The following is a 25786-nucleotide window of genomic DNA, read 5'->3' as shown; positions in this document are numbered from 1 at the left end:
CAAAACGATTACGCCTCCACATTCTTTACCCCCGAAGAATGAGAAACAAAATAAAAAAGGCAGGTTTCCTGGCTTGTGCGTCAACGCGATTCTCACACCTTCCCATCCTTGAATCGGACAGTGGCATTTGCAGAGAATCACTCTTCACATACAGTGGCGGGACCGCGCCGGCATTGAACCGGACTTCCCTATTAAGCAAACAAAAGCATGCTTTTGTTTGCACCTTCTCTATTCAATTATGCGATTATTTAATCAATCATATCGGGATTGCTGGGGTTTGTCTATATGGGATTTGAATGATTCGATCGCAAATAGCAGCTGCATCCTCTTGATCATGGGTGACGAACATACACGTAATTTGGGCTTTGTGAAGCAATCGCTTCAGCTCCTCCCGAATGCTTTGCTTTAAGTGTGAATCCAAACTGCTAAATGGCTCATCCATCAACAGCATCAAGGGAGACGGGGCAAGCGCACGAGCAAAAGCAACACGCTGCTGCTGACCGCCGCTAAGCTCATGCGGATAACGCTTGACGAAATCATTTAACTGTATCAGCTCCAGCATTTCATCCAGCCGTTTGAATCTGTCTTTTCTTGATAATCGATGTAAACCAAATAATATATTTTGACCGACAGTCAGATGAGGAAACAACGCATAATCCTGAAACACCATGCCTATGCCGCGCTGCTCAGGCTGAATAAACTGCTGATCATCTACTAAAACCCTGCCGCCAGCGGCAATACGTCCCGAGGCAGGAATCTCAAGCCCGGCAATAATCCGCAACAGCGTGCTTTTCCCGCAACCGCTTTGACCAAGCACTCCAACAACTTCACCCTTCTGCATTTGCATCGTAAAGTTTTCCAATACACTCTTTTTCCCATTATCATAGCTAAAAGAAACGTTAGTCAGCTCAAAAAAGTTCATCTGGATTTCTTCTCTCCCAACCGATGATAAACAAAAACAGTTGCCATTCCCACCGTGATTATGAATAAAGACGGTACCGAAGCTTGATGAATTTGCTCATCGCTTGCATATTGATAGGCTTTTGTCGCTAGCGTCTCAAAATTAAACGGGCGCAGCAGCAGCGTCAGCGGCAGCTCCTTCATAATTTCCATAAAGGTAAGCAGGAAGCCTGCTAATATGGATCCTTTTATTAAAGGCAAGTCAACTTTGAAGAAGGTAGCAGTCATACCGATGCCGAGCGTTCTGGAAGCTTCAGAATAACGATTGCCTATTTTATCAAATCCCGCTTCCACCGCATTAAATCCTACACCAAGGAAGCGGATTACATAGGCGAAAATAAGCATTACGAGCGACATGCTGAGCACGAGCTTGCTCGATCCAAAACCTAACCATGAATAGACGCCGCTTAATTGATGGTCTAGGGAAATAAACAAAGCAAGCACGCCAATGGACAAAACAGCACCCGGGATAGAGTAGCCCATTAAAATTAGCTTTGTTGCTGCAAGCGACAAAAGCGATCGATTCAGGCTCCGGCTTACATTGGCGACAATAACTGCAAGCAGCATCAACACGGTAATCGCAACAATGGAAACCAAAAGCGTGTTTGAGACGAGCTGCGCAAATTTGCTGTTCAATACATCTTGATATGTCCATGTCGCCCAAACGAGGAGCTGAACTACTGGAATAGCGAACGAAAGGGCAAATATAACCGTGCTCACAAAAATAGCAGCAGCTGTCCCTAAATAGGATAACTTCCTTCGTTTAAGCGGATTAAGCTTGCTTGTCGCGGAATGATACATTTTTCGCCTGCGAAGCAGTCTCTCCATAATAAACAATCCAATAATAGCGCTCATTAGGAGCGCAGATAATCTCAGGGCAGAATCAACGTCATACATACCAAACCATGTTTTGAAAATCGTTGCAGTAAACGAAGCAATGCCAAAATGTTTTGTTACTCCAAAATCATTCAGTACCTCAAATGCGACGAGGCTGGCTCCGCCGATAATTGCAGCCTGCGACAAAGGCAATACGATTCGGAAAAAGATATGAAGCTGCCCTTTGCCGAGCAATCTTGCGTTTTCTATGAAAGCTGCGCTTTGCTTCTCCATAAAGGTTTTGGTCATCAAATAAATGTAAGGAAATAAAAACATTGAAAATATGAAAATAGCGCCTTTCATGGACAATATATCAAAATAAGCTTGGTTAGGGGTTACGCCGAGCGTATTTCGCATAAAAACTTGTATGCTGCCCGTATAGCTCAGCATAGAACCGTAAGTATAAGCTGCAATATATGGTGGAATAGCCAGTGGCAGCAAAAATGCAAAGTGAAAGAACTTCCGCATCGGGAAATCATAGGCTGCAACAAGCCATGCAAGCGACACGCCGATGATAACGGAGAAAAACACCGATCCTACTACAAGATATAAAGATTGAACGACAGATTCAAACAGCATATACTCTTTGATTTGCTGCCAGTTTTCATTCGGTTTGTCAAACAAACCGAAAAAAATATAAAGAGACGGAATAAGGGCCATGATGGCCCCTATTACGCTCAATATAACCCAGCCGTTCAATATTCTCTTTAAATTTCGCAAAGAGATGGAAGCCATCATTTTTATTTCCAACCTGCCTTAGCCAGAAGCTCGACTGCTTTTTTGTTATGATCGCCCAGCTTGGAGAAATCCAGCTTCTGTGTTTTAAAGTCACCCCAGCCCTTTAACAACTCAGGCTTTTCTGCAGCAGCATTTACAGGAAATTCGAAGCTTCCTTGCGTTAACAGCGTTTGCCCATCTTTGCCTGTCATGAATTCGATCAGTTTAACAGCGTTATCTTTATTCTTAGCATGCTTAGTAAGGCCTACACCGCTGATGTTAAGATGTGTGCCTGTCGTTTCTTGGTTCGGGAAGAATACGCCAATTTTCTCTGCAACCTTAACTTCTTCCGTATCCTTCGAATTCAACATCTGCCCAACGTAATAAGTGTTCATAATCGCAACATCACCTAGACCAGCAACGACCGCTTTCGCTTGGTCGCGATCTCCGCCTTCAGGATCACGAGCAAAGTTTGCTACAATCCCCTTCGCCCATTCTTCAGCCTTTTGCTCTCCATTTAGTTCGATGAATGAAGCAAGCAGCGACTGATTATAAAGGCTGGCAGACGAGCGCGCCAATACTTTCCCTTTCCATGCGGCATTTGCAAGATCTTCATAGGTGGACAGCTGCTCCGGCTTCACACGATCTTTGGCATAGACGATAACGCGTGCACGGGTTGCAATGCCAACCCAATTGTTTTCGTTATCCCGCAGCTCTGCGGGTACATTACTATCAACCGTTGTGGATTGAATCGGTTGAAGCACTTCATTTTGCTTCGCATAATTTAGAACGCCGCCATCTACTGTAATGAACAGATCTGCTTCTGAGCTTTCTCCTTCTCGCTTCAAACGTTCAACGAGCTCTTCTGCTGTACCTTTAATTTCATTGACTTTAATGCCTGTTTCTTTCGTAAAGGCATCAAACAACTGGCTGTCAACATCATAGTGTCTTGCTGTAAACACGTTTACGACTTGCTCTTTGTTGTTATTCTTACTCGTATCATTACTTCCACCAGCTGCTTCAGTCGTTACTGGGCTCGCCTCTGGCGATGGCGAAGAAGCATTCGTCTTATCGTTTCCTGCATTATTCGCTCCACAACCTGCTAATACGAGCACTGTTAGCATCGTTAACAATACGACACTTACGATATAATTCTTTTTCATCTTTGTCATACCTCTCGTTCCCACTTTTAATTTGATAATGAAAATCATTACCACCAATTCAACAGTTCCTATTGTAACCTACTAAAATGAGAAAATGCTGTGAAAATAAAAAAAAGCTACCCGACATTCATTTTCGGGTAACTCGTTTAAAAACAGCTGAAACGGTGGTACCTTGATGAAGTTTACTTTCAATGAGCAAACTACCGTCATATCGTTGCACCAAACGGTTCGCAATCGCCAGCCCGAGTCCATGACCGCCGCTTGTGCCGCTCCTCGAACGGTCTGCGCGGTAAAAACGATTCATAACGAGCGGTAAGTCCTGATCAGATATGCCAACGCCAAAATCTGTGACTTGAATGACAGCATCCGTTTCTCCTAGCAAGCAGCAAAGCTCTATTCTTCGGCTTTCTCCCGAATAGTTGACTGCATTATCAAGTAAGATGAGCATAATTTGCTCCAAATGCTGCTCAGACACAAATAGATCTACGTCTGACAAATGACTCAAATCAGCATGAAAAGTGAACTCCGGATGAAGCACCTCTATATTTCTAATAAGCTGTTCCATGTTCTGCTTCGAATGGCTGCTCATCTCATTCCCGTAAGCGGGCTCTTTCTCCGCACGAGACAATGCGAGCAGCTCCTGTACAAGTCCTTTCAGCCGAGCTATTTCCTGCGACGAAGCTTGCAAAGACTCTTCCAGAACTGCAGGGTCATCCTTTCCCCAGCGCTGCAGCAGTGCGAGATGCCCTTCAATGATGGCAATTGGTGTTCTTAGCTCATGAGAAGCATCCTCTACAAATTGTTTCTGTTGCCCGAACGAGCGCTCAAGCTGATCCATCATTTCATTAAACAGCTTCATGAGCGTTGCAATTTCATCATTTTTATTTTCGTTTAGCTGAACCCTTTCTTGTAAGCCTTTCTGCTTTACGCCGGTCATGGCAACATTCATCGCTTGAAGCGGCTTAAGCAGCTGACGCGCCAGCAATCCTCCGCCGATGCCGCTTATAACAATGGCACCGACACAGCAAATTAACATAATTCGAAAAAAAGCTGAACTAAGCTTCTCAAAATCCTCGATGTTTTTCACAATTTCGATTGTTCCGTTAAACGAGAAGATCGTTAAAGGGCTCCGCATAAGCAGCAGGTTTTGGTCAAGGAACCACGACCCTTTGGCAGCTAAACTCGAAGATGGATAAGCATCTAACCACTGCTCTGTTAGATTATCAGAGACAATCATAATCGGTGCTCCATCTTCATCAAGCACGCGTATTAGCTGATTTTTACCATTTACTTTTTCAAGAAAGCTTCGTATTGAATTCAACTCCGATTGCTCGAAAGTGAACTCCTTTTCCAATAAATAGTTCAATATTTCCCGCATGTCTTCCTGTGTGTTCGTCTCTGCTTGTTTATTCATCCACTTCTCTACAAACATATATTGAACGGCATTGTATGCAGCAAATAAAAGAAATAACAGCAGCGCCGACCATAATGTCAGCTTCCACTTGATCGGTATTCGTGAGAAACTTACGCGCAAATTATTCATTTTTTCATCACATACCCAATACCGCGCAGCGTTTGAATGCAGCTCGTTCCTCCGGGGACATCAATCTTATTGCGCAAATATCTCACATATACATCAACAACATTCGTATCGACAGCCGCATCGTAACCCCATACGGTATCAAGCAGCGTTTCCCGTGAGAAGACACGGTTCGGATTTTGCATGAAAGCAAGCAGCAATCCGTATTCCCGCTTAGTCAACTCTATGATTTGTTCGCCTCTGCTAACGATTCTAGCGTCTAAATCTACAGTTAACTCACCAGAAGACAAAATAGAACGATGATCAGATGCAATCATATCCTGTCGCCTAAATACAACGCGTAGACGTGCAAGCAGCTCTTCAATCGCAAACGGTTTCGGGATATAATCGTCCGCCCCGCTGTCAAGGCCAGATACTCGGTCTGTAACGCTGTCCCTCGCTGTCAGCATAAGAATAGGTGTTGCTTTTGATTCCCGAATACGCCTGCAAACCTCAAGTCCGTCCATGCCAGGCAGCATTAGATCCAATAAAATAACATCCCATTCTTCTCGCAAGGCGCGCTCTAGACCACTATTGCCATCATAAGAAACAACTGTCTCAAACGACTCATGACGCAGTTCAAGCTCAATAAAACGCGCTAAATTTCTTTCATCCTCAATAAGTAAAATCTTTTTCATGGATTGACCCGCCTTTAGTATTGCAAATGCTTGTCTACAGCATATTTTCAATCATTGTAATTGATAATTGTTCTCACAGTCAATCGTTCTATCAAAAAAGAGACAGTCCATGTTCCCATAGACTGTCTCTAGTATTCAAATCTATTAATGCTGTTTGCTCACATGAACCCGTTTAATGAAGAAAGCAACGATCAAACCGATAATGGCAACAATCATAGCGAAAATAAATGCGTTCTGAATTCCTGCTGTCAACGCAAGCGGAGCATTGGCCGGATCTGTAGGATCAGCCACATCCTTCATAAAGCCGGTCATTCCTGCGGTCATAATACTTACTGCAACTGCGGTACCGATAGCGCCAGCGACCTGCTGCAGTGTATTCATAATCGCCGTACCATCCGGGTACAGCTCGCGTGGCAGCTGGTTGAGCCCGTTTGTTTGTGCAGGCATCCATACCATCGAAATACCGATCATCAAGCATGAATGAAGAACAATAATTAATGTAATCGTTGATGCTGTCGTTATGCCTGAGAAGAACCATAGCGCAGCGGCAACGATGACAAGACCTGGAATAACGAGCCACTTAGGACCAAACTTATCGAACAGGCTGCCCATAATGGGAGACATAATTCCGTTAATAAGTCCCCCTGGCAGCATAATGAGGCCAGCTGTCAGTGCACTAAGACCAAGTCCACTGATCAAATACATAGGCAGAACGAGCATAGAAGATAAAATAACCATCATACAAATAAATACCATTAACGTTCCTACAACAAACATCGGATGCTTAAACGCCCGTAAGTTCATCATCGGCTGCTTCATCGTCAATTGACGAACAGCGAAAATCGCAAGGGACAATATACCAACGATCATGGTCGCAATCACTTTTGTACTGCCCCAGCCGCCTTCACCTTCACCCGCGCTGCTAAAGGCAAACACAATACCGCCGAACCCTAGCGTTGAGAATACGAGAGAAAAAATATCAATTTTCGGTTTTGTTATGGTAGATACATTTTGCATATACATAATCCCGAATAATAGTGCAATGACTAGGAACGGAAGCGACAACCAGAAAATCCAGTGCCAGCTTAAGTTTTCAATCAAGAGTCCTGCAATCGTCGGGCCTACAGCAGGCGCAACCATAATAACAAGCCCAATTACACCCATTGCCGCTCCCCGCTTCTCAGCCGGGAAAATAATAAGAATTGTGTTAAACATAAGCGGCAGCAAAAGCGCCGTTCCAACTGCTTGGATAACACGCGCAGCCATAAGAACTTCAAAGCTTGGTGCGAGCGCCGCTACCAATGTTCCTAGTACGGAGAAACTAAGTGCTGCTATGAATAGCTGCCTTGTCGAGAACCATTGAAGCAGCAGCCCCGATACAGGAACCAATATGCCCAGCGTCAGCAAGTATCCCGTTGTCAACCACTGTACCGTTGGCGCCGTGATATCAAAGACGCGAATTAAATCGCTTAGTGCTACATTTAATGCCGTTTCACTAAACATTCCGATAAAGCCGCTTAATAATAATGAAATCATAATGGGGATTACTTTATATTTTTGCCCCGTATTTTGTTGCGATTCTGTCATTGTTGCTTGCAAGCCTTCCACTCTCCTATTATCTATCTAGCATTTATTCATGACTTCTCATAGAGAAGGACATTTATTAATGATATACGGCAAACATTTCGCTGCGGATAACAACGGCTGCTTGTCCCGATTCGTCAGCGTTAGAATAAGCGCACCTTCCAATAAGGAAACGGTGACGACGCCAACCTCAACTGCTCTAGTCTCTTCCATTCCAAGCTGAACCAGCCTCTCGGAAATCACGTTCTGCCATGCTGCAAATACACCTTGTCCAGCTGCTCTCAGCTTCTCGCTAATCGATGAGGTTTCGACTGCCATCCAGAAGCTAAACGGCATATAACCCTTATAATCAAACTTCTCTGCATCATCGGCCATATCAAATACAAAAGCCTGAACGGCTTCAGCAGGGTCCTCATAATCAGCAAATTTCTTTCTCCATTTCTCAATAACAAGCTCCTTCGTGCAGTTAATGCATTCCAGCGCAAGCTCTTCCTTGCCGTTTGGGAAATAATAATAAAGAGATCCCTTCGGACAATCACTTTCTTTAATAATTTGGCTTAATCCCGTCGCATGATAGCCCTGCGTAAAAAAAAGCCTAGCTGCCGTATCAAGTATGGCATGCCTTGTATTATGTTTTTCCGACATTGATTCACTCCTCGATTATAACGATCGGTCTATATAATAAAAACATTGATCCGCTTATCAAGTCAACCTTTTTTTATATCCAGTAACAATAGAACCATTCGTCCTTCGATCCTATTAATACATAAATCAACTTAATAATTCGTTTATTATATATTTTTAATATTAAATATAGGTTGCTATAATCAGATTTACATTGAAAGGAGGAATGAAACATGAATTATAGGAAACTAGGTAAAAGCGGCTTATTAGTAAGCGAAGTGGCTCTCGGAAACTGGATAACCCACGGTGCACAAGTGGATGACAACACCGCACAAGCATGCGTAAATGCTGCACTAAACGCTGGAATTTCAACTTTCGATACAGCTGATGCTTATTCGGAGACGAGGGCGGAATCGGTCTTAGGTCATTGTTTAAAGGGAATACGTCGTGAAAGTATTGAATTGTGCACGAAGGTTTTTCATCCAACAGGGAACGGGCATAACGATAGAGGGTTATCACGCAAGCATATTATGGAATCCTGCCATGCTTCACTTCGCAGATTACAGACGGACTATATTGATATTTATTACGCTCACCGATTTGATACGACCGTATCGCTTGAAGAGACATTTGTGGCGTTTTCCGATTTGGTTCGACAAGGAAAAGTTTTGTATATCGGCGTAAGTGAGTGGACAGCAGATCAGATAACGCAAGGATCGGCTTTGGCAAGGGAGCTGAAAGTTCCTTTTGTTGCGAGTCAACCCCAATATTCTATGCTTTGGCGGGTTATTGAAGCCGAGGTTATTCCCGCTTGCGAGCGTGAAGGAATTGGTCAGATTGTCTGGTCACCACTTGCGCAAGGTATTCTTTCCGGTAAGTATGCTCCTGACAAGCCTATACCAGAAGGCTCGCGCGCTTCTACGGCCGCTGGTTCGCCGTTTTTCAAACGTTTGGCAGGACAATGGTTGAATAAAGAAGTCCTTCAGGCAATAGAACAACTAGGGCCGATTGCACAAAAATGCAGCTTAACGCTGCCACAGCTCGCGGTAGCGTGGGTTTTGCAAAACCCGCAGGTGTCCTCCGTTATCATTGGCGCCTCGAAGCCGGAGCAGGTATTGGAAAACGTAAAAGCGGCAGGAGTTAGTCTAGATGCTGAGATTATAATGCAAATAAATAACGTATTAAAAGACGTTGCTCAATTTGATGCTAGTAAAACAGGTTAGAGCGTTCTCACAAGTCAGCTAGTCTGGCTAGCGGCTGTTTCCTCCACTGCTTTTAGAAAATGAGTCAGAACCGTTTCACTCTTCTCTGTTTTCCAGGCTGCATAAAGAGGAACACGCGGTGTATCCTCATCAAATGATCGAAATACGACATCACTGCGTTGAAATACGGAAACCGAAGAGGGAACAATTGAGATGCCTATGCCTGCAGCTGCCAGATTTACAATCGTGTACATTTGAACAGCTTCCTGCACGATGCGGGGCTGAAATCCATGCTGCCTGCAAAAATCTACAATCAGGTCATGAAATGAAGCCCCCATATGATGTGGTGACAAGATAAAAGGTTCTTCCCTCAAAGAATGCAGTGAAACGGTTGGTTGATCGGCTAACGGATGTGTTTTGGGCAATACAGCAACAAGTGATTCGTTCGTGAACAGTCTGGTTGTGATATGTTTTGAAGGGTCCAGCAACCGATGAAATCCAACATCAATTTCCCCATCATGCAGCGCTTTCAGTTGCTCAGCAGATGTCATTTCAGATAATGTAACCTGTACATCTGGGAAACGTTCTCGATATTTCTTTATAACATTGACCATCATACCGCCTGCTGCTGAATCCACAAACCCGATGGATAAATTGCCTATTTTCCCTTCACTTGCAAGTTGTGTCATCTTTATCGATCGTTCCAAATGAGCAACTATGTTTCTCGATTCCTCCAAAAATATCGCACCGGCTGTCGTAAGTCGAACCTGTCTCTTGGTTCGTTCCAGAAGTTTCACACCAAGCTCATCCTCAAGAACTTGAATTTGTTGGCTTAGTGGAGGCTGAGTCATATTCAGTTTTTGGGCAGCACGGTTAAAATGCAGCTCTTCTGCTACTGCGATAAAATAACGCAGCTTTTTCAAGTCCATAGACATCATACCTCTTCCTATTTTAGCTCTGATTTATCAACTTTTCGTCCATGCTTTCCTATCGCCATCGTACCCGATCACGTATCACACCGCAAATTTTTATTAACGGTTTGAATTTATCCACATACAAAAAGGCAGCCGAAATTATTCGGCTGCCTTCGCATTTAAACGGTTGATTTAGAAACGAGCAGCTGATGCTGCTGCTTCCTCAAGACCTTTTGCTACAATAGCTTCTGCTTGGTCAGGAAGTTGGTTGTGACCTTCAATGATGATGCTCTCTAGGTTAGTCACACCATAGAAGCCCATTACTGTGCGGATAAAGTTATGTGCCATTTCAACCGAAGCTGCAGGGCCTTCGGAATAAATGCCGCCGCGAGCAGTAAGCAATACGACTTTTTTATCAGTGATCAGACCAACTGGGCCTTCAGCTGTATATTTGAACGTTTTGCCAGCTTGTGAAAGGTAGTCGATATAAGTGTGCAATACTGCAGGAACAGTGAAGTTCCAAAGCGGGAATGCAAATACCACTTTATCCGCTGCAAGAAATTGATTCATATATTTGTCCGAAACAGCTACAGCTGCTTGCTCTTCAGGTGTAAGGTCATAACCGCGAGCTGCTTTGAAGTTACCGTTAATCATATCAGCGTTCATGTAAGGCAAGTTTTCATTGAACAAATCAAGCTCAACCACTGTGTCTTCTGGATGGCTAGCTTTAAAGCTGTCTAGAAAAGATTGATATAGCTTAACGCTGACTGCCTGTTCGATTCCGCGATCGTTTGCTTTAATAAATAATACTGTACTCATTGTATATTTCCCTCCAAGATGTTTGTTTACTTTTTGTAAGTACCTTAATTGTATATAGTTTTAGAGCAACAATCATCGGTAAATAGACCGAAAAATCGACATAAAAAAACCGCCAAAGGCGGAGAGCTAGTCTTACGACTATAGTCTTACGTTAGCGTGTTATTCAGGTTCTCGCATTAACTGCACCGCGTATAACGCAGCTTGCGTTCGGTCCGTTAAATCCAATTTGCTTAAAATGCTGCTCACATGCGTTTTGACTGTTTTCTCCGCTACAGTGAGCGAGTGCGCAATATCTTTGTTGCTCATTCCTTTGGTAAGCAATTGCAGCACCTCAAGCTCTCTCGGAGTTAATAGTTCACTTAACTCACGAATAGGCAGCCCTTTCACCGAACTAATCTGCGGCGATACTTGAGCGAGTAACGCACTCGCTATATCCGGATGCAGCTGAATATTTCCTTTATAGGCGCTGCGAATCGCTTCTGCAAGCTGATCAGGTTCTACATCCTTCAGCATATACCCAGCAGCTCCGGATTGTAGAGCAGGCACGATATGACTGCGATCCGAGAAGCTGGTGAGCACAAGCACTTTAATATCCGGATTTTGCCTAGCGATTAAATTGCTCGCCTCGATCCCGTCCATAACCGGCATGTTCAGATCCATCAGTATGATATCAGGCTTAAGTTCAGCAGCTTTTTCTACCGCCTCCTTGCCGTTATTCGCTTCACCCACCAGCTCAAAATCAGGCTGCATGCTTAGAAAAAAAGAAATTCCCTTCAACACAATTTGATGATCATCAACGAGCAATATTTTTATCGTCAAAACAGTTCCTCATTCCTCTTCCCACATTTCCATTTCCGTTGCAATCGGTATAACAGCTGTAACCATTGTAGGTTGCCCTTTTCCGCCCGTTATCGTTAGCTCTCCGCCAAGCGTTTCTGCACGTTCCCGCATCGTTAGCATTCCCATGGTCAGTTTTCCTTTACGCTTCTCTTGCGAAAACCCGCGGCCTCGATCCAAAATTTCCAAGCAGGCGCGAGACTCTGTTTTGATGAGCCGCACATAAACGGTATTCGTATCTGCATGTTTCCTTACATTATTAAGCGCCTCTTGCCCGATTCTCCAAAGGGCTTCTTCAATCGCACGCGGAAGCTCACGAACGCCCTCCACCTTTTCATACACGGTTAAATCCATGCTCTTGCCATATTGCTTAAGCGCAGTAATTAGCCCATGCTCAAGACCTGCCGGCCGCAGCTGCCATATCAGCGTTCTCATTTCCTTCAGCGCTTCCTGTGACAGCTGTCTTATTTCTTGTAATGATCGTTCCACGACAGGTTCTTTGCCTGCCAGCACCGTCTCGGCTCCCTTCGCTAGAAAGGATAAAGAGAAAACCTTTTGAATAACCGAATCATGCAAATCTCTAGCCATTCGATTTCGCTCTTCCATGCGCGCGAGCTCGCGCCGCTGCTCATATACCCGCAAATTTTCTACGCTTAACGTGAAATGATCCCCAAGCGAATACATGAAGTCCTCTAAGTAATCATCAAACTGCTTGCCTAACTGACTGCTTACAAACAGAACGCCAATCGGGCGGCTGCGAATGCGAAGCGGTATTGCGACTGCTGATGAGAACGGTGGTATCCCTATGGATGATAAGGAAGAGCAGGAATTGCTGTCGCATTCGGACTGTTTGACAAGACGATTCTCATGAAACGCTTTGCTAACCATCCCGCCTTGATCGATGGCAAGCGAAAGCCACTCTTTTCGGACGTGATTGTCTGTATAATGTGCGCGAAGCGATAATTGCTCTTGTTCATACATAAATAACGATACATGCTGCCAGTTGAACGTATCGCCTATATGGCTCACCGCTTGCAGCGGAAGATGATTTATATCTTGTATGGCGTTTATTTTCTGAATAACATCACCAAGCTTCGCATAATGAATCGCGTGCTGCTCCTGCACCTGATACAGGCGGATTCGCTTAATTGCCGTTCCGATCTGATAAGCGACGGCTTGCAGAAGTGCAAGCTCCTCCTCAGTAAAACGATCCTTGCCAGCTTCAGCAACATTTAACAACCCGAATTGATCCGTTCCTGCTCTTAGCGGAACCGTCGCATGATGAGTAACACCTTCATTATCACCAAGCTTGTTCGTGATGGCATATGTAATTCTTGAGCATTCTATAATATTTACCGCTTGATCCAGCTTGTTTTGCTTAAAGCTTTCAATGCACCAGCAAACCTCGCCGCACATGACCGCCTGATTGTTTGCCGCTAAACCTTGAGGCAAATTATGTGTAGCCGTGCAAAGATTTTCACTTTTATTGTCAATCATAAATATCCAGCCCGTAGTAAAACCTGTAACCTGAAGCAGCTTGGCAAGCACATCATTCAGCATTTGATCCATGTCGTTTGTGCTGTTAAGTGTCTCTGCTATCTCCTTCAATGCGACCAGCTCATAAGCTCTTTTTTCTCTGGACATGCTTCCACTTCCTTCTAAGCACACATTATACACCTTCCTGAACAGCAAAAAAAAGAGCCGATCCAAAGCAGCTTGTACTGCTTAAGCTGGATGGCAGGCTCTTTGGATTAGCTCTTTCGAAACGGCTTTTTGATCAAAAGAACATAACAGGCTACAGCACCCAGCTCTGCAATGGCTATCCAAATCCCCATAGGGAGCGCATTTGCGCTGCCTCCAAGACCTACGAGCGGTGAAATCATGCCCCCAAATGTAAAGGATAATAACCCGAGCAATGCAGATGCGCTGCCTGCAGCATAGCCATGCTTTTGCATCGCTAAGGAGAAGCCGGTCGTCGAAATAATACCAACGCTTGCTACAACAAAAAACAATGGCACAAGAATCGCAGCGAGCGGCGCGTCAATTAATATCATGATAAGCAATATTCCGCCAGCTGATGCCTAACAAGGGACGAGCTTGTAACGAAATCATCCGTTAGCTGCGGCAGCGCCGGCAAATACATGTCAAGGGACAACGGCCCAAACGCGGAGAGCGATCCAAGCAAGAGGATCAGCCAAAGCCGTTTAATGCCAGTGGATTGATTTTGAGTTTGGATTTTTTTCTGAGCAAGCAAGTAAGGCATCTCCTTCTGTGGTACTTTTTCCTCGATCCACTTTATCACCTTTCATTATTTGTTCCAATAGAAAAGTCGTTTCATCAAATATTTGTCCTCTTTTGTTTTGTTTGTTATGATTGAGCTAATAATGTCGTTTAACGTAGCATCTTGTAGCTACCATTTAGGAGGATCACATGCAAAAGATTAAAATTTTCTCCGGCACTTCGAACCAGAAGTTGGCTGAGGAGTTATGTAAAGAACTTGAGCTCCCGCTAGGCAATGTTGCAATATCAAGGCATCAAAGCGGTGAGATTCATGTTTCATACGGAGAACCTATTCGTACTTGTGACGTATTCATCGTCCAATCACTTTCCCATCCCGTTAATGAGCATTTAATCGAAACACTCGTCATGATAGACGCTGCCAAACGAGCATCAGCGAAAACCATTAATATCGTTATGCCATACTATGGTTATGCACGTCAGGAAAGAAAATCGGCACCGCGGGAGCCCATCTCCGCTAAGATGGTAGCCGATGTATTGACTACTGTTGGAGCAAACCGAATCATTACCGTCGATTTGCATGCTGATCCGATTCAAGGCTTCTTCGATATTCCAGTCGATCATTTAACGGCGCTTGATTTGATCATTGATTATTTGCGAAGCAAAAACATCAAAAATCCTGTTGTCGTATCGCCAGATGCGGGCCGTGCTACAACAGCCGAGAAACTTGCCGGCTTGCTTGACTGTCCATTTGCGATCATGATCAAAAATCGTCCCGCTCATAATCAGTCTGAAATCACGCATATCATCGGTGATGTTGAAGACATGACACCAATTATTATTGAAGACTTAATTGATACAGGCAGCACAATTGTAAACGTCGTAGAGGCGCTTAAGAAAAAAGGTGCGCATGATTCCTACATATGCGCAACACATGGACTGTTCTCAGCCAATGCGCTTGAGAAGCTGGATCATCCGAACATCCGTGAGGTCGTTATTACAGATACGATCAGTATCGGTCAAGAGCATTCGAGTAAATTTGTCGTACTGCCGATGTCCCCGCTCCTTGCAACCGCCATTAAAATCATTACCGAAGGCGGCTCGATTGCAACGTTGTTTAAATCAGGCTCATAGGCCGTCAGTAAAGCAAAATAACATATAACATCAATTATACCCCCTTGCTCTTTCGCAAGGGGGTATTTATTTTGCATGCGTATAGCTATGGTAAACCGTGGCAAAATAGGTGTATCAATCAAGACGGCAGCGAGGATGGGAGGACGCAAACAATGGATCAAACAGAACCTATCAGCTCAGACCTGAAAGTAAATATAGAACGTATAAAAGAGATTTTTTCGGATACAAGCGATTTAGTCATAAGGAATCTAACGATCAAGCAAACAACTGAGCAAGCAGCGCTCATCTACATCGATGGGCTGACAGATGGAGCAGCAATTAATAGTGACGTCCTTCGTCCCTTGCAGCTAGATTCGAGCGGGGGAAAACCCGGTGATGAGTTAATGATGACCATTGGACAAATCGTACCCGAAACGGATTGGTACCAAATTGAGATCGCAATACTGCACGGTAAATCCATATTATTCGTGAGCGGCAGAGAGACAGCCTATGTGCTTGGCACAAGCGGCTGGCCGCAGCGGGCAATCGAAGATCCACAAATGGAAGCCTCCTTAAAAGGCGCCCATCAAGGCTTTGTCGAAACCAGCGGCCAAAATATCGCTATGATCAGACGTTATATCCCGAATCGCGAATTAAAAATGAAACGGCTGATTGTCGGCCGGCGCGGCCAGACCTCCGTAACGATTATTTACCTGGAGGATGTAATGAATCCTCAATTGTTAAACGATCTTAAGGATCGCATTCAAAAGATTGACGTAGATGTCATTTTAAACACGGGAGAGCTGGCAGAGCTGATCGAGGATAATCCCTACTCACTCTTCCCGCAATTCGTTCTTACTGAGCGGCCAGATTCTGCAGCATCGCAAATTTTGCAAGGAAGATGTGTCGTTGTCGTTGATCGCTCGCCAAGCGTACTCGTTGCTCCAGTCAGCTTCTACTCTTATTTCCAAAGTATCGACGATTATAGTACTCGTTGGTCCATTGCAACCTTTTTGAGGCTGCTGCGAATGTTTGCATTTATTACAGCTACATTTTTGCCTGCCTTTTATATCGCAGTTGTTTCCTTCCATATCGAGATCATTCCAATGAAGCTGCTGCTCACCCTAGGTGAATCACGTGGACAAGTACCGTTTCCACCTTTTGTGGAGGCCATTATAATGGAAATCACATTGGAAATGCTCCGTGAAGCTGGCGTCCGGCTGCCTGCCCCCGTTGGCCAAACTGTTGGCATCGTTGGAGGTATTGTGATTGGACAAGCTGTCGTTCAAGCTGGCTTAATAAGCAATGTTATGGTTATCGTTGTAGCATTTACAGCCATTTCTTCATTTATTTTGCCAAACTACGATATGGTTGCAGCCGTTCGTTTAATCCGTTTCATGCTCATGATTTTATCTTCACTGTTTGGGTTTGTTGGGATCATTATTGGTTTGATGACGATGATCGCTCATTTATTAACGCTTAAATCGCTAGGCATGCCATATGGAAGCCCACTGGCTCCGCTCCGCTTCTCAGATTTGAAGGACACCCTAATTCGAGCACCATTATGGCTGATGGAAAAGAGACCAAAAAACGCGCTCCCGCTTCAAGAAAAACGTCAAACAAACACTCGGAAGGAGGATTGAGCATATTGACGAACACCGAAGGTAATACGATAACTTCGATGCAATTTATTTTTATTATTTCCGGTATTCAGATTAGTGTTGCCGTCCTTTCCTTGCCGAGGAAATTAGCAGAAATAGCAGGAACGGATGGCTGGATTTCCATTCTAATTGGTTATGTCATCAGTCTTCTATGCGGGTATATCATTATTATGGTGATGAGACATTGTTCTGATCAAACATTAATTGATGCGCTGCCTGCAATGATGGGGAAATGGCTTGCCAAAGGATTTACCCTATTGTTGGCCTTTTTTTTCCTTACCCTTATGTATGACGGTCTTGTGCGCACCATCCTGATTATTAAAATTTGGCTCCTGCCAAACACACAGTCCTACATACTCATGATTCTGCTGTTAATACCCGCTTATAAAATCGCTATAAACGGTCCTCGCATCTTAGGACGATACGCTGAGCTAGTAGCTGTCATATCATGCTGGTTGCCCTTTGTTTATCTATTTACACTGAAATATGCTCATTGGCTCAATTTACTGCCTATATTAAAAGTAGGTTGGCTGCCCGTCTTGTCGGCGGTGAAAGCAACGATTTATCCGAACCTGGGGCTGGCTGCCGTTTTTATATTTTATCCTTATTTAGTTAAGAAGGATAAAGCTGCTTCTTCACTTTTTATATCCAATACAATTACCCTTTCTGTACATCTATTTATTACAATCATATGCTTCATTTACTTCAGTCCCCATGAAATCACACTTTATAATGATCCAATCATCAGTATTCTCAAAACAATTGAATTTCGCTTTATTGAACGGATTGAGGTGCCTTTCATCGCGTTTTATTTGTTCGTCTTCTCACTCGTTTGGATTCCGTCTATGTATATCGTCTCTTTTTGCATAAGCAAGGTTTTCGGGCTAAGCAGCCATCGTATCCCATTACGTATTTTGTGCATTATTCTTGCGATAGCTACTTTTATTCACATCCCCTCATTCAAGCAAAGCGATCAAATTGAATTATGGCTTACTTGGTTTGGTTTTGGGATGGAATATATACTCCCTAGTCTACTGCTGATATACATGGTCATTTACAAACGAATACACCGGAGGGCTGATCTATGAAGCTGCGCCTCTTTTTTGTATGTTGCTTGTTCATTACGATTTGCCTTACTGCATCCGCCTGCGGGGATCAGCTGTATTTAGAAAATGCGGCAACACCGCTTGCTCTTGGCATGGACCTAGATAAAAATGAGAAATTTCATTTTTATTCTTCCGCTCCTGTTTTCAGCAAAAACATAAAGAAAAAGAGTCAAGAAACGTCAGGAAGCGCGAATTCGCTTCGGCAATCCAAAGCGATTCAAGACTCGCAATCAAGCGGCTCCATCCAAGGTCGAAATTACCAAGTGATTCTCCTTGGCAGACAATTTCTGAGTTACGAGGATTGGTTTCCAATGCTTGATGTGTTGTTTCGTGATGCAAGAAACACAGTAACCGACAGAGTTATTGCTGTTGATGGCTCTTTAGATGAGGTATTTTCACTAAATCCTCCTGATCAGCCGCTGCTTCCTATTCTGCTCAGAGGCATGGTGGACACCAAATCGATAAAATCGGAAACGTATGCGACGACCGCCCAAGAATTTCACAGGCAGTTTTATGATAAAGGCTTAACGCCTTACATTGCAGAAGTGAAGATCGTCAATAATCAGGTTAGGCTGAAAGGTTCCGCTTTGCTGAATCCGAAAGGCAAATATGAGCTTTCATTGGGCCCCCAAGAAACGATCCTGCTAAGCATTTTGCAGAAACAAGCGGCACCAGGCTTCAGCTTGTCCTATCCCATTCCCGGTGAGCCTGTTAACGGGCCATTCGAAACGAATATTTTGAGCCTAACTGGCGCCAAAGTAAAAACAAAAATCAAAACTACCTATGAAAACAATAAATTCAAGTTTGATATCCACGTGAAGACAAGGGTCGGTCTCTCCGAGCATCTATTCCCTTTCAATGTAGAGAAGGATGATAAAAAGCTGGAAAAACAGGTTGCCGTTCTCATGCAGGAGCAATTTACGAGCATTATCGAGAAACTGCAAAAACATAAAATCGATCCCATAGGGCTTGGAGTGTATGCAAGAGCAAAGGAATACGAGAAATTTTGCAAGGTAGAGGATCATTGGGGTGAAGTATTTGCGAATGCAGAAGTGCGTGTAAAGGTAGATTTAGAAATCACTTCAATGGGGCCTGTTAAGTAAGTATCGAGGGATTAAAAAAGAAGGATACCGGCAAGTATGCGGTATCCTTCTTTCTAGCGATGACTATTCCTATAGCGCTTGCTGAAAACGAATCTTATGCTCAAGCAGCTCTGCACGCTGATAAGCTTCTGCGATCCCATAAACAGCTATGTCCGCCTTGCTTACTTCTTTATAAGATAATGAAGTCTCCACCTCATGTTCGAAAGGAAATGGATTCAATTGGATAGTCGTTTCATCCTTCCAATCCGCTATCAATGAGGTTTGTCCCGTACGATCGAACCAATAGGGAAACCCATTAGCAAACCATTCATATTGATTTCGAGGCGTTCCCGGCTGCTCCATACATACAAACAGCGACAGCTCATCACAAAGCAGCAGCGCTTTCGCATGAAGCTGAAGCAAACTAACATCCAGCTGCAGTCGCTCGATGATCGCGCTTTGTCTTGCAAATTCACGTTCTACAAACGTAATCGTATCCTCATTTCTGAACCGTTCAGCAAGCGTCGTATACAAAATACTGCCAAGCAAAGCGGCATATTCGCTCGTTTTCTGAACATGATCCAAACCTTTAGAATAGAAGAAAAAGCGAATGTTGCCTGGAAAATCGCGGAACGAAAACGGCATATTTGCTGCATCATTCCAAAGCGGGATACGGTCCAAATCAATCCAGCTGCTGTCATGCTCATATGCAGCGTAAGCTAATTCATCTTTTCGTTTCTCACTATGGAATAACTGGCTCTGCCAGGCAGAAACAAGATCTCCGGATATTCTCGCATGATCATGTTGTGCAATCAATATGAATGCGTCTTCCTTCTCATATAAAATCATCGTTTCCATCCCTTTCTTCGTCACACAGTAGTTGATTACTATTGTATTTCTATATCAGCTAATCACGATTGTTCAGCGCGTAAACCTGCTCAATTTCCTTATGCCGCGAAATAACAACATCCATTAAGCATCTATAAATAGAAGCTGCTTTCTCTGGATTTAAATCATGGCTGCTCGCAAGTTTCTTTATTTTATCAAATTGTTTGGCTTCACGGCTCAGGTCTTGTGCAGCGAGATGATTTGCTGCTTTGTACATACCCACTTCTTCCGTTAATTGAAACCGCCTTGCAAGCAAGGAAATGATGTCGTGATCGATTTGATCGATCGCTTGTCTTAATTCATCTAGTCTAGAAACTTCCATGCGTCTCTCCCTTAAATCTTTTTCCTATAATTGTACCATCTCCATCACCCAGCGGCTATGTGCATTCGCATTTATCGGATGTAAGTTCCAGAACAATAAAAAGAAGAGCCGCCTTCTTTCTAAGAAGCAGCTCTCCTTTGAACATTTCTATCGTTTTATTTCGCGAAGACATTACGAATGAAACTGTGGCAGTAAATCAGCATGGCTTTCGAGCATCTGCTCCAAAGCTCGATATGCAGCCTCTTTATTTTCAATAGCCGGATCAGCGTCTATCGCTTTCTTCGCAATAGAGACATTGCCCGTCACTGCTGCTTCAACGACAAGCTCATGAACATCCGAAATAACACGGCACAATTGAAGCAGCGGCTCTGGGAAAGCTGGAACCTCTACCGGATGAATCATGCCGCCTGATACGGTTACTGGTATTTCTACGATTCGATCCGAAGGAAAACCCGGTATTGCGCCATCATTCTTAACGTTCAAAATATCAATCTGAAGGTCGCTGCCTGTATATAACGCGTGAGCAAGCGCTACTGGATGCTCCCAGCTGCCATGGTCAAATAAACGATCATAATGCATTTTGCCTGCACCAATCTGCTTCAGCTCTTCCAAGCGTCTGCTGCGTTCTTCGAGCGATCCATGATATGGAGGTGCTGTCGTATAATGAATGTCCTCTTGATAAGGAAGATATTCCGCATGATGATCGACGTGGCCAGCCGCGACTGCCCCATACTCGCGCAGCCATCGCTTAGTGATACGAAGCTCGCGCTGCGTCTCTTCATCTTGATCAGACCAGTTCTCCTCTTCAATATATTGGATAAGCTTAGGCAGAAGGTCCTCACCCGTGCGGCTATCTTTTATTTCCATCACCCATGCAAAGTGATTAAGTCCAGCAGTTACGATAGATACCTCAGAGGCCGATTTGCCGAGCAGCTTTGGCAAAAATGTGTAGCCCTCAACACCCCGATACGCAATATTGCAAAATCCAGCTATGCGAATCGATGAATAACGTGCTGCTGCCGTTACGACACGAGGCATTGGATTCGTTACATCCAGAATCCACGCCTGCGGACACAACTCCTCCATATCACGGCAAATATCCATGATCAGCGTAATGGACCGGAAAGCATTCATCAAGCCCCCCATACCTCCACATTCCCTTGCTTGATCGGCCATCCCTAATGCATGTAATATATCAAAATCGATTTGCCAACGGCGTGCACCTTGAACCGAGGCGGATACGATAACAAAGTCCGCACCTAATAGCGCTTCTCGTCTGTTTACCGTTGCAGTCACAAGCATGTCTACCTGTAGCTGCCTTGCTATTTCTCTTGCAGCTGCTGCCATCCCTTCAGCGGCATCCAGATTTGGATCAACAAGGACAAGCTCACAGCCTGCAAGCCTCTCTTTTACGATAATATCTTCGAGTACTGTTGGCGCAAATACGAAGCTTCCTCCGCCTATCAATACGATTTTCACGATAGTCTCATTCCTCTCGGTTGTCTTTGGATTGCTATTGTTGAGCGGTAAGAGAGATAATAAAGGTATGAATAATTCCGTTTACAAAGGAGCTATGATGAGCAATCTTAATCCTGCCCTCAACCAATCATTTCCTAATTATAAAGAACAGCTTATCCTATACGGCATGCGTACGTTCGAAGCCGGCCAAGGCCCTGTATGCGATTTACATCTGCATCATCGGATGCTGGAGATCAATATTGTCCTAACAGGCGATCAAATCGCTCGTATTGGAAACGAGAGCTTCACGCAGCATGAAGGTGATATTATTCTCATTCCTCCCATGAAGCTGCATGACTTTATTGTTCCCGATCAGCAGACGATGCACGGTTTTGTCCTTCATTTGCAAAATGTGGACAGCAAGCTGCTCTACGCCTTTCGAGCTTGCGGAGAGTATTTATTTGCGAGAGATCATCCGCTCAATGAACGTCTTAATCCGCTGCTAAAAGCACTTATTTCCTGCTTGCAGCAGAATCCTTCTGCTCACCGCGTCTTTATGCTTTGTAATGAAATGCTGGTGCATTTGGAGGAGTTCGTGCAGAGCGAAGCCTTACTCTCCATCAATGAACCAAATGAGCAGCCGCTTGCTGATCGGATCGCGAGGGAAATTGAGGCGCTCATCAGCACCTTCAATGAGCTCGGTACAGATTCCTCAACGAGCAACTGGCTTGAAACCATCGCAGCCAAGACAGGCATTAGCCGCAGACATGCCGGCCGTTTGTTTCAACAAGCGTACGGCATGTCGCCTCGTCAATATTTATCGATCATTAGACAGCAGGAGGCGATGCATATGCTTGTCATGCGAAACATACCTCTTGAAGAAATCGCATTCCGAATCGGATTCGAGAATGTGCAAAGCTTTATTAGGCAGTTCGCCAAATGGACAGGATTAACCCCTGGCGCCTATCGGAGACAGCATAAATCAACGATAAGCTATTTAACGCCGCTTGAGGTGGAGCCTCATGCTGGTCATTTATCCAGCTCCGTTCCCTCTGCTACCTCAGAATAACTTCAGGACGCTCATTCAATTGTACGCCGCGTTCAGCATACCAATTGAAATGCCGCTCCTCTCCGGCTATCTGCCAACGGGACGGACAGCGATCATCAAGCCAGTCCAGCGGTTCAGCCGGCGGCAGCGGTTTAGACGCTCGTTCGAACGCTTTGCGAATCGCTGCTTCCTGTTCCGCGCCAACCGCCTTTGGATCTGCGGAAATGAACAGCGGTGTTCCGCTTTCGGACAATAGCTCCAGCCACTGCTTGTTCAAATGCCAAGGGATATCGGCGGTCAAGCCAACACAATCCGCATCAGCCGCAAAGAAAGTGTCATGCTGCGGCATGCGGAAAGCAAGCGTGTTGACACCCATTTTACGTGTACGCTCCCACTCCTTACCGCTAGTATCGTCACCGGTCCGCTGAATTTCAACCAAGCCCGCTGCTAAGTGCCCTACTGTATTACAGCCAATAATTAAACTGTCCGCTGAAGCTTCTGCAATCTTCTTATACAAAGCGACAATAATTTCCGCCGTCGTCTTCGTGCGATCAGCAAAAGCTAAACCATGATTACTCATTGATGCGCCCATTTCAAAGCCCCATTTGGCAAAAATATCGAAAGTGGAAAAATCATGCTTAATCAGTTCATAACCCCAATCATGCAGCTTGCGAATTTCATTGCCTACATAGTCAAGCACATCAGGAACGCTTGGGTCCAAATAGATGCTGCCCACATTGTGGCCACCATATCTTCTCCAATGATTTGGCACACTGTTTGCGACTAATAGCGGTCTGCACCATATGCCGGGACGAACCCCGATTCCTTTCATATCGCTGGCCAGCTTCTGCATATCAGAAAACTGATAATTGGGTTCCCAAGGCCCACCATTGCAGCTGCCCCCGCCGCTGCAGAGCTGCCAACCGTCATCAATGACCATAAACGGACGGTTATCGACCGAAGAAGACCAATCTGACACGCGCTCTGAATCTGCGATTATCTCAGCTGTCGAGCTATTCCCATAGGCATAATACCAGTTGTTTCCCCCATACACAGGCTGTGAAGGCAGAATCGGCTGCTTGCACATCATTCTGCAAAAAGCCGTTGCCGCACCGAATGCCGATTCGCCTTCCGCACCTTCTCTCGTTACAATAACCGCAGCCTCGAGCGTTCGATCACCAAGCAGCACTCCCGCTTCACCGCAGCGAATATCAAGCGTCAGGCTAATTCCGCCTGCATCCGCTTGCCAATAAGAAAAGGAGCTTGTACCGGTCTCTACGCCATAACCATGCGTGCGTCCCCCTTTTGACAACAGGAAATACCAAGGCATTTCACGCTCAGCAACTAACCCCCGCCATTCCAAATCACCGTAACCTCGTTCCCATTGGTCACCCAGAACACGAATGCCCCCGCTGTCCAGTTCTCGCTGCCATCTCAGATGAAGCCGCCTAACTGGCGTCTGGCCTGCACTTAATCGAACGGCCATACGATTAGCCATCGTTTCAAATGAAATGACGGTTTCGCCTGCATACCATTCTCGTGAACGGAATGACGCGCGAACCCATCCCTCTTCCCACTCCATTTCAACATTGTCCGGATTGGTTAATAGATCTAAAAACTCCATCGTGAGCGCCTCCCGTATTTGAACATCGTTCTATAAAACCGAGTATAGTATTCGCTGCCAGCAATTTGAATAACGAAATGAGTCGTACCACGAATAAATAATGAACCAAATGGGACATCCAATAACATTAAAAAAAGACTGCCACCGCCACTTCATGGCATTGAACAGTCTTCATATTCACTATTAATCTGACTTAGCAATCTTTTATTTGCTTAGTTCTCTACGCACAATTGGCGCAACCTTCGTCGCCAGTAGCTCAATGGAAGCCGCTACCTTCGAGAACGGAATGCCGCCGATATCAAACTGAGCCATGTAGCGCTGATGACCAAAGAGCTCATGCTGCGCTAATATTTTCTCAACAAGAAGATCCGGGCTGCCTACAGCCAGCGCATTGATTGGACTTGCCAATTGTTCGAATTGCTCGCGTGCCATCGACTCGCCCCTCTGCTTGCCTCCCATGAACTGGCTTACATAATGAGCATAATAAGGATAATATTCATCCTTCGCTTGCTCAGTCGAGTTGGCAATATAACCATGGCTTGTGATCGCTACTTTTAGCTCTTCTTGTTTATAGCCTGCGCGAACACCAGCAGCACGATATACGTCTACAAGCGGTTTAAATCGAGCTGGATCTCCGCCAAGGATGGCAAGGGCCATTCCTAGGCCATGACTTCCTGCGAGCTCCGCACTCTGAGGTGTACCGCCGACACCGACCCATACAGGCAGCTTCGCCTGATCTGGACGAGGTGCAATCTCAGCATTCAGCAGCGGCGTTCTATATTTTCCATTCCAAGTGATATGCTCGGTTTCATTTAATGCAAGCAGCAGATTAAGCTTCTCCTGAAAGAGCTCCTTATAGCTCTCAAGCTCATACCCAAACAATGGAAATGATTCTATATACGCTCCTCGTCCCGCAATAATTTCCGCGCGTCCATCCGAGAGCAAATCAAGTGTGGCGAAATCCTCGAATACTCGAACTGGATCTGAGGTTCCAAGCACCGTCGTTGCGCTAGTTAACCGAATCCGCTTCGTCGCTTGCGCGATTGCAGTAAGCAGAACAGGTGGAGATGTAACAGCGAAGTCCAAGCGATGATGCTCACCCACTCCAAATACATCAATGCCCGCCTCATCTGCAATCTTGGCAGCTGCGACGATTTCCTTCAAACGCTCTCTCGCATTCGGCGATACTCTACTGATAGGATCAGTACTTATATCACCTAATGTGTAAATGCCAAACTCGAACACATCTGCTCGTTCCTTTGAAGGCTGAGCAACTTGTTGTTTTTTCTCGTTGATGTCAAACACCGCTTTCCTATATTTATATCCAAGGCAA

Annotated in this window: 23 protein-coding genes, 1 pseudogene and 1 riboswitch; of the genes and pseudogenes, 6 read left to right on the top strand and 18 right to left on the bottom strand. The window is 44.8% G+C overall.

Annotated features, from left to right (window positions below):
• Nucleotides 1-41: 41 nt before the first annotated feature.
• A riboswitch (cobalamin riboswitch) is annotated at nt 42-242 on the bottom strand.
• A 14-nt stretch (nt 243-256) separates the two neighbouring features.
• The 7 genes from AC1DOV_RS11285 to AC1DOV_RS11255 all read right to left on the bottom strand — a co-directional run bounded on the left by AC1DOV_RS11285 (nt 257) and on the right by AC1DOV_RS11255 (nt 8162).
• Nucleotides 257-922, bottom strand: coding sequence for an ABC transporter ATP-binding protein (locus AC1DOV_RS11285; protein ID WP_441881663.1), 666 nt, complete (start codon nt 920-922; stop codon nt 257-259).
• Entirely contained in the window at nt 919-2574 is a 1656-nt protein-coding gene (locus tag AC1DOV_RS11280; protein ID WP_477511731.1) for an ABC transporter permease, read from the bottom strand. Before AC1DOV_RS11280 ends, AC1DOV_RS11285 begins: the two co-directional genes overlap by 4 nt.
• A 2-nt stretch (nt 2575-2576) precedes the next feature.
• On the bottom strand, nt 2577-3716 hold the full coding sequence (locus AC1DOV_RS11275; RefSeq protein ID WP_441881669.1) for a Fe(3+) ABC transporter substrate-binding protein: 1140 nt from the start codon (nt 3714-3716) through the stop codon (nt 2577-2579).
• Nucleotides 3717-3843: 127 nt separating this feature from the next.
• On the bottom strand, nt 3844-5259 hold the full coding sequence (locus AC1DOV_RS11270; RefSeq protein ID WP_441881672.1) for an ATP-binding protein: 1416 nt from the start codon (nt 5257-5259) through the stop codon (nt 3844-3846).
• The gene (locus AC1DOV_RS11265) at nt 5256-5933 is read right to left on the bottom strand and encodes a response regulator transcription factor (RefSeq protein ID WP_477511729.1); all 678 of its coding nucleotides are present in this window, start codon (nt 5931-5933) and stop codon (nt 5256-5258) included. Before AC1DOV_RS11265 ends, AC1DOV_RS11270 begins: the two co-directional genes overlap by 4 nt.
• A gap of 144 nt (nt 5934-6077) precedes the next feature.
• A complete protein-coding gene (locus tag AC1DOV_RS11260; protein ID WP_441881798.1) occupies nt 6078-7520 on the bottom strand; it encodes a DHA2 family efflux MFS transporter permease subunit in 1443 nt (480 codons plus the stop codon).
• A gap of 57 nt (nt 7521-7577) precedes the next feature.
• Nucleotides 7578-8162 (bottom strand): TetR/AcrR family transcriptional regulator, encoded by a 585-nt coding sequence (locus AC1DOV_RS11255; protein ID WP_430054319.1) that lies wholly within the window; start codon nt 8160-8162, stop codon nt 7578-7580.
• 212 nt (nt 8163-8374) lie between these two features.
• On the opposite strand from AC1DOV_RS11255, the gene AC1DOV_RS11250 reads away from it, so the two are divergent.
• Entirely contained in the window at nt 8375-9364 is a 990-nt protein-coding gene (locus tag AC1DOV_RS11250) for an aldo/keto reductase family protein (protein ID WP_441963682.1), read from the top strand.
• Nucleotides 9365-9378: 14 nt separating this feature from the next.
• Here the strand turns inward: AC1DOV_RS11250 and AC1DOV_RS11245 are convergent, their stop codons facing one another.
• The 6 genes and pseudogenes from AC1DOV_RS11245 to AC1DOV_RS11220 all read right to left on the bottom strand — a co-directional run bounded on the left by AC1DOV_RS11245 (nt 9379) and on the right by AC1DOV_RS11220 (nt 14167).
• On the bottom strand, nt 9379-10272 hold the full coding sequence (locus AC1DOV_RS11245; RefSeq protein ID WP_477549970.1) for a LysR family transcriptional regulator: 894 nt from the start codon (nt 10270-10272) through the stop codon (nt 9379-9381).
• Between the two features lie 177 nt (nt 10273-10449).
• Nucleotides 10450-11076 (bottom strand): FMN-dependent NADH-azoreductase, encoded by a 627-nt coding sequence (locus tag AC1DOV_RS11240; protein WP_076266669.1) that lies wholly within the window; start codon nt 11074-11076, stop codon nt 10450-10452.
• A gap of 159 nt (nt 11077-11235) precedes the next feature.
• Nucleotides 11236-11895, bottom strand: coding sequence for a response regulator (locus AC1DOV_RS11235; RefSeq protein WP_477549969.1), 660 nt, complete (start codon nt 11893-11895; stop codon nt 11236-11238).
• A gap of 9 nt (nt 11896-11904) precedes the next feature.
• Entirely contained in the window at nt 11905-13557 is a 1653-nt protein-coding gene (locus tag AC1DOV_RS11230; protein ID WP_477549968.1) for a GAF domain-containing sensor histidine kinase, read from the bottom strand.
• A 107-nt stretch (nt 13558-13664) separates the two neighbouring features.
• A pseudogene (locus AC1DOV_RS11225) lies at nt 13665-13994 on the bottom strand (MFS transporter); the annotation flags it as partial.
• Complete coding sequence (locus AC1DOV_RS11220; protein ID WP_477549967.1) at nt 13964-14167, bottom strand: hypothetical protein; 204 nt, start codon at nt 14165-14167, stop codon at nt 13964-13966. The pseudogene AC1DOV_RS11225 and the gene AC1DOV_RS11220, both read right to left, overlap by 31 nt.
• Nucleotides 14168-14343: 176 nt before the next feature.
• Between AC1DOV_RS11220 and AC1DOV_RS11215 the strand changes: the two genes are divergently transcribed.
• From AC1DOV_RS11215 to AC1DOV_RS11200, 4 genes are all read left to right on the top strand, one after another.
• The gene (locus AC1DOV_RS11215; protein WP_076266664.1) at nt 14344-15285 is read left to right on the top strand and encodes a ribose-phosphate diphosphokinase; all 942 of its coding nucleotides are present in this window, start codon (nt 14344-14346) and stop codon (nt 15283-15285) included.
• Nucleotides 15286-15437: 152 nt separating this feature from the next.
• Nucleotides 15438-16907, top strand: a complete 1470-nt coding sequence (locus tag AC1DOV_RS11210) for a spore germination protein (RefSeq protein WP_477511723.1) — start codon at nt 15438-15440, stop codon at nt 16905-16907.
• A 5-nt stretch (nt 16908-16912) separates the two neighbouring features.
• On the top strand, nt 16913-18013 hold the full coding sequence (locus tag AC1DOV_RS11205; RefSeq protein WP_477549966.1) for a GerAB/ArcD/ProY family transporter: 1101 nt from the start codon (nt 16913-16915) through the stop codon (nt 18011-18013).
• Entirely contained in the window at nt 18010-19134 is a 1125-nt protein-coding gene (locus AC1DOV_RS11200; RefSeq protein ID WP_477549965.1) for a Ger(x)C family spore germination protein, read from the top strand. The genes AC1DOV_RS11205 and AC1DOV_RS11200 overlap by 4 nt, the downstream gene beginning before the upstream one ends.
• A 69-nt stretch (nt 19135-19203) precedes the next feature.
• On the opposite strand, the gene AC1DOV_RS11195 is transcribed toward AC1DOV_RS11200, so the two are convergent.
• From AC1DOV_RS11195 to AC1DOV_RS11185, 3 genes are all read right to left on the bottom strand, one after another.
• A complete protein-coding gene (locus AC1DOV_RS11195; RefSeq protein ID WP_477549964.1) occupies nt 19204-19962 on the bottom strand; it encodes a DUF3891 family protein in 759 nt (252 codons plus the stop codon).
• A 58-nt stretch (nt 19963-20020) separates the two neighbouring features.
• A complete protein-coding gene (locus tag AC1DOV_RS11190; protein ID WP_477549963.1) occupies nt 20021-20323 on the bottom strand; it encodes a chorismate mutase in 303 nt (100 codons plus the stop codon).
• 171 nt (nt 20324-20494) lie between these two features.
• Nucleotides 20495-21802 carry a family 4 glycosyl hydrolase gene (locus AC1DOV_RS11185; RefSeq protein ID WP_477549962.1) on the bottom strand — a complete coding sequence of 436 codons (1308 nt, stop codon included), beginning with the start codon at nt 21800-21802 and terminating at the stop codon, nt 20495-20497.
• Nucleotides 21803-21869: 67 nt separating this feature from the next.
• On the opposite strand from AC1DOV_RS11185, the gene AC1DOV_RS11180 reads away from it, so the two are divergent.
• On the top strand, nt 21870-22850 hold the full coding sequence (locus AC1DOV_RS11180) for a helix-turn-helix domain-containing protein (protein WP_441881714.1): 981 nt from the start codon (nt 21870-21872) through the stop codon (nt 22848-22850).
• Here AC1DOV_RS11180 and AC1DOV_RS11175 read toward each other — a convergent pair.
• The gene (locus tag AC1DOV_RS11175; protein ID WP_477549961.1) at nt 22837-24453 is read right to left on the bottom strand and encodes an alpha-amylase family protein; all 1617 of its coding nucleotides are present in this window, start codon (nt 24451-24453) and stop codon (nt 22837-22839) included. The two genes, AC1DOV_RS11180 and AC1DOV_RS11175, sit on opposite strands and share 14 nt — an antisense overlap.
• A 204-nt stretch (nt 24454-24657) precedes the next feature.
• Nucleotides 24658-25749, bottom strand: coding sequence for an LLM class flavin-dependent oxidoreductase (locus tag AC1DOV_RS11170; protein WP_477550050.1), 1092 nt, complete (start codon nt 25747-25749; stop codon nt 24658-24660).
• Nucleotides 25750-25786: the final 37 nt, after the last annotated feature.

This window comes from Paenibacillus sp. 01T47, from assembly GCF_056398245.1.
The sequence above is the reverse complement of the archived record's forward strand: the minus strand, read 5'-3'. Positions and strand labels throughout refer to the sequence as shown.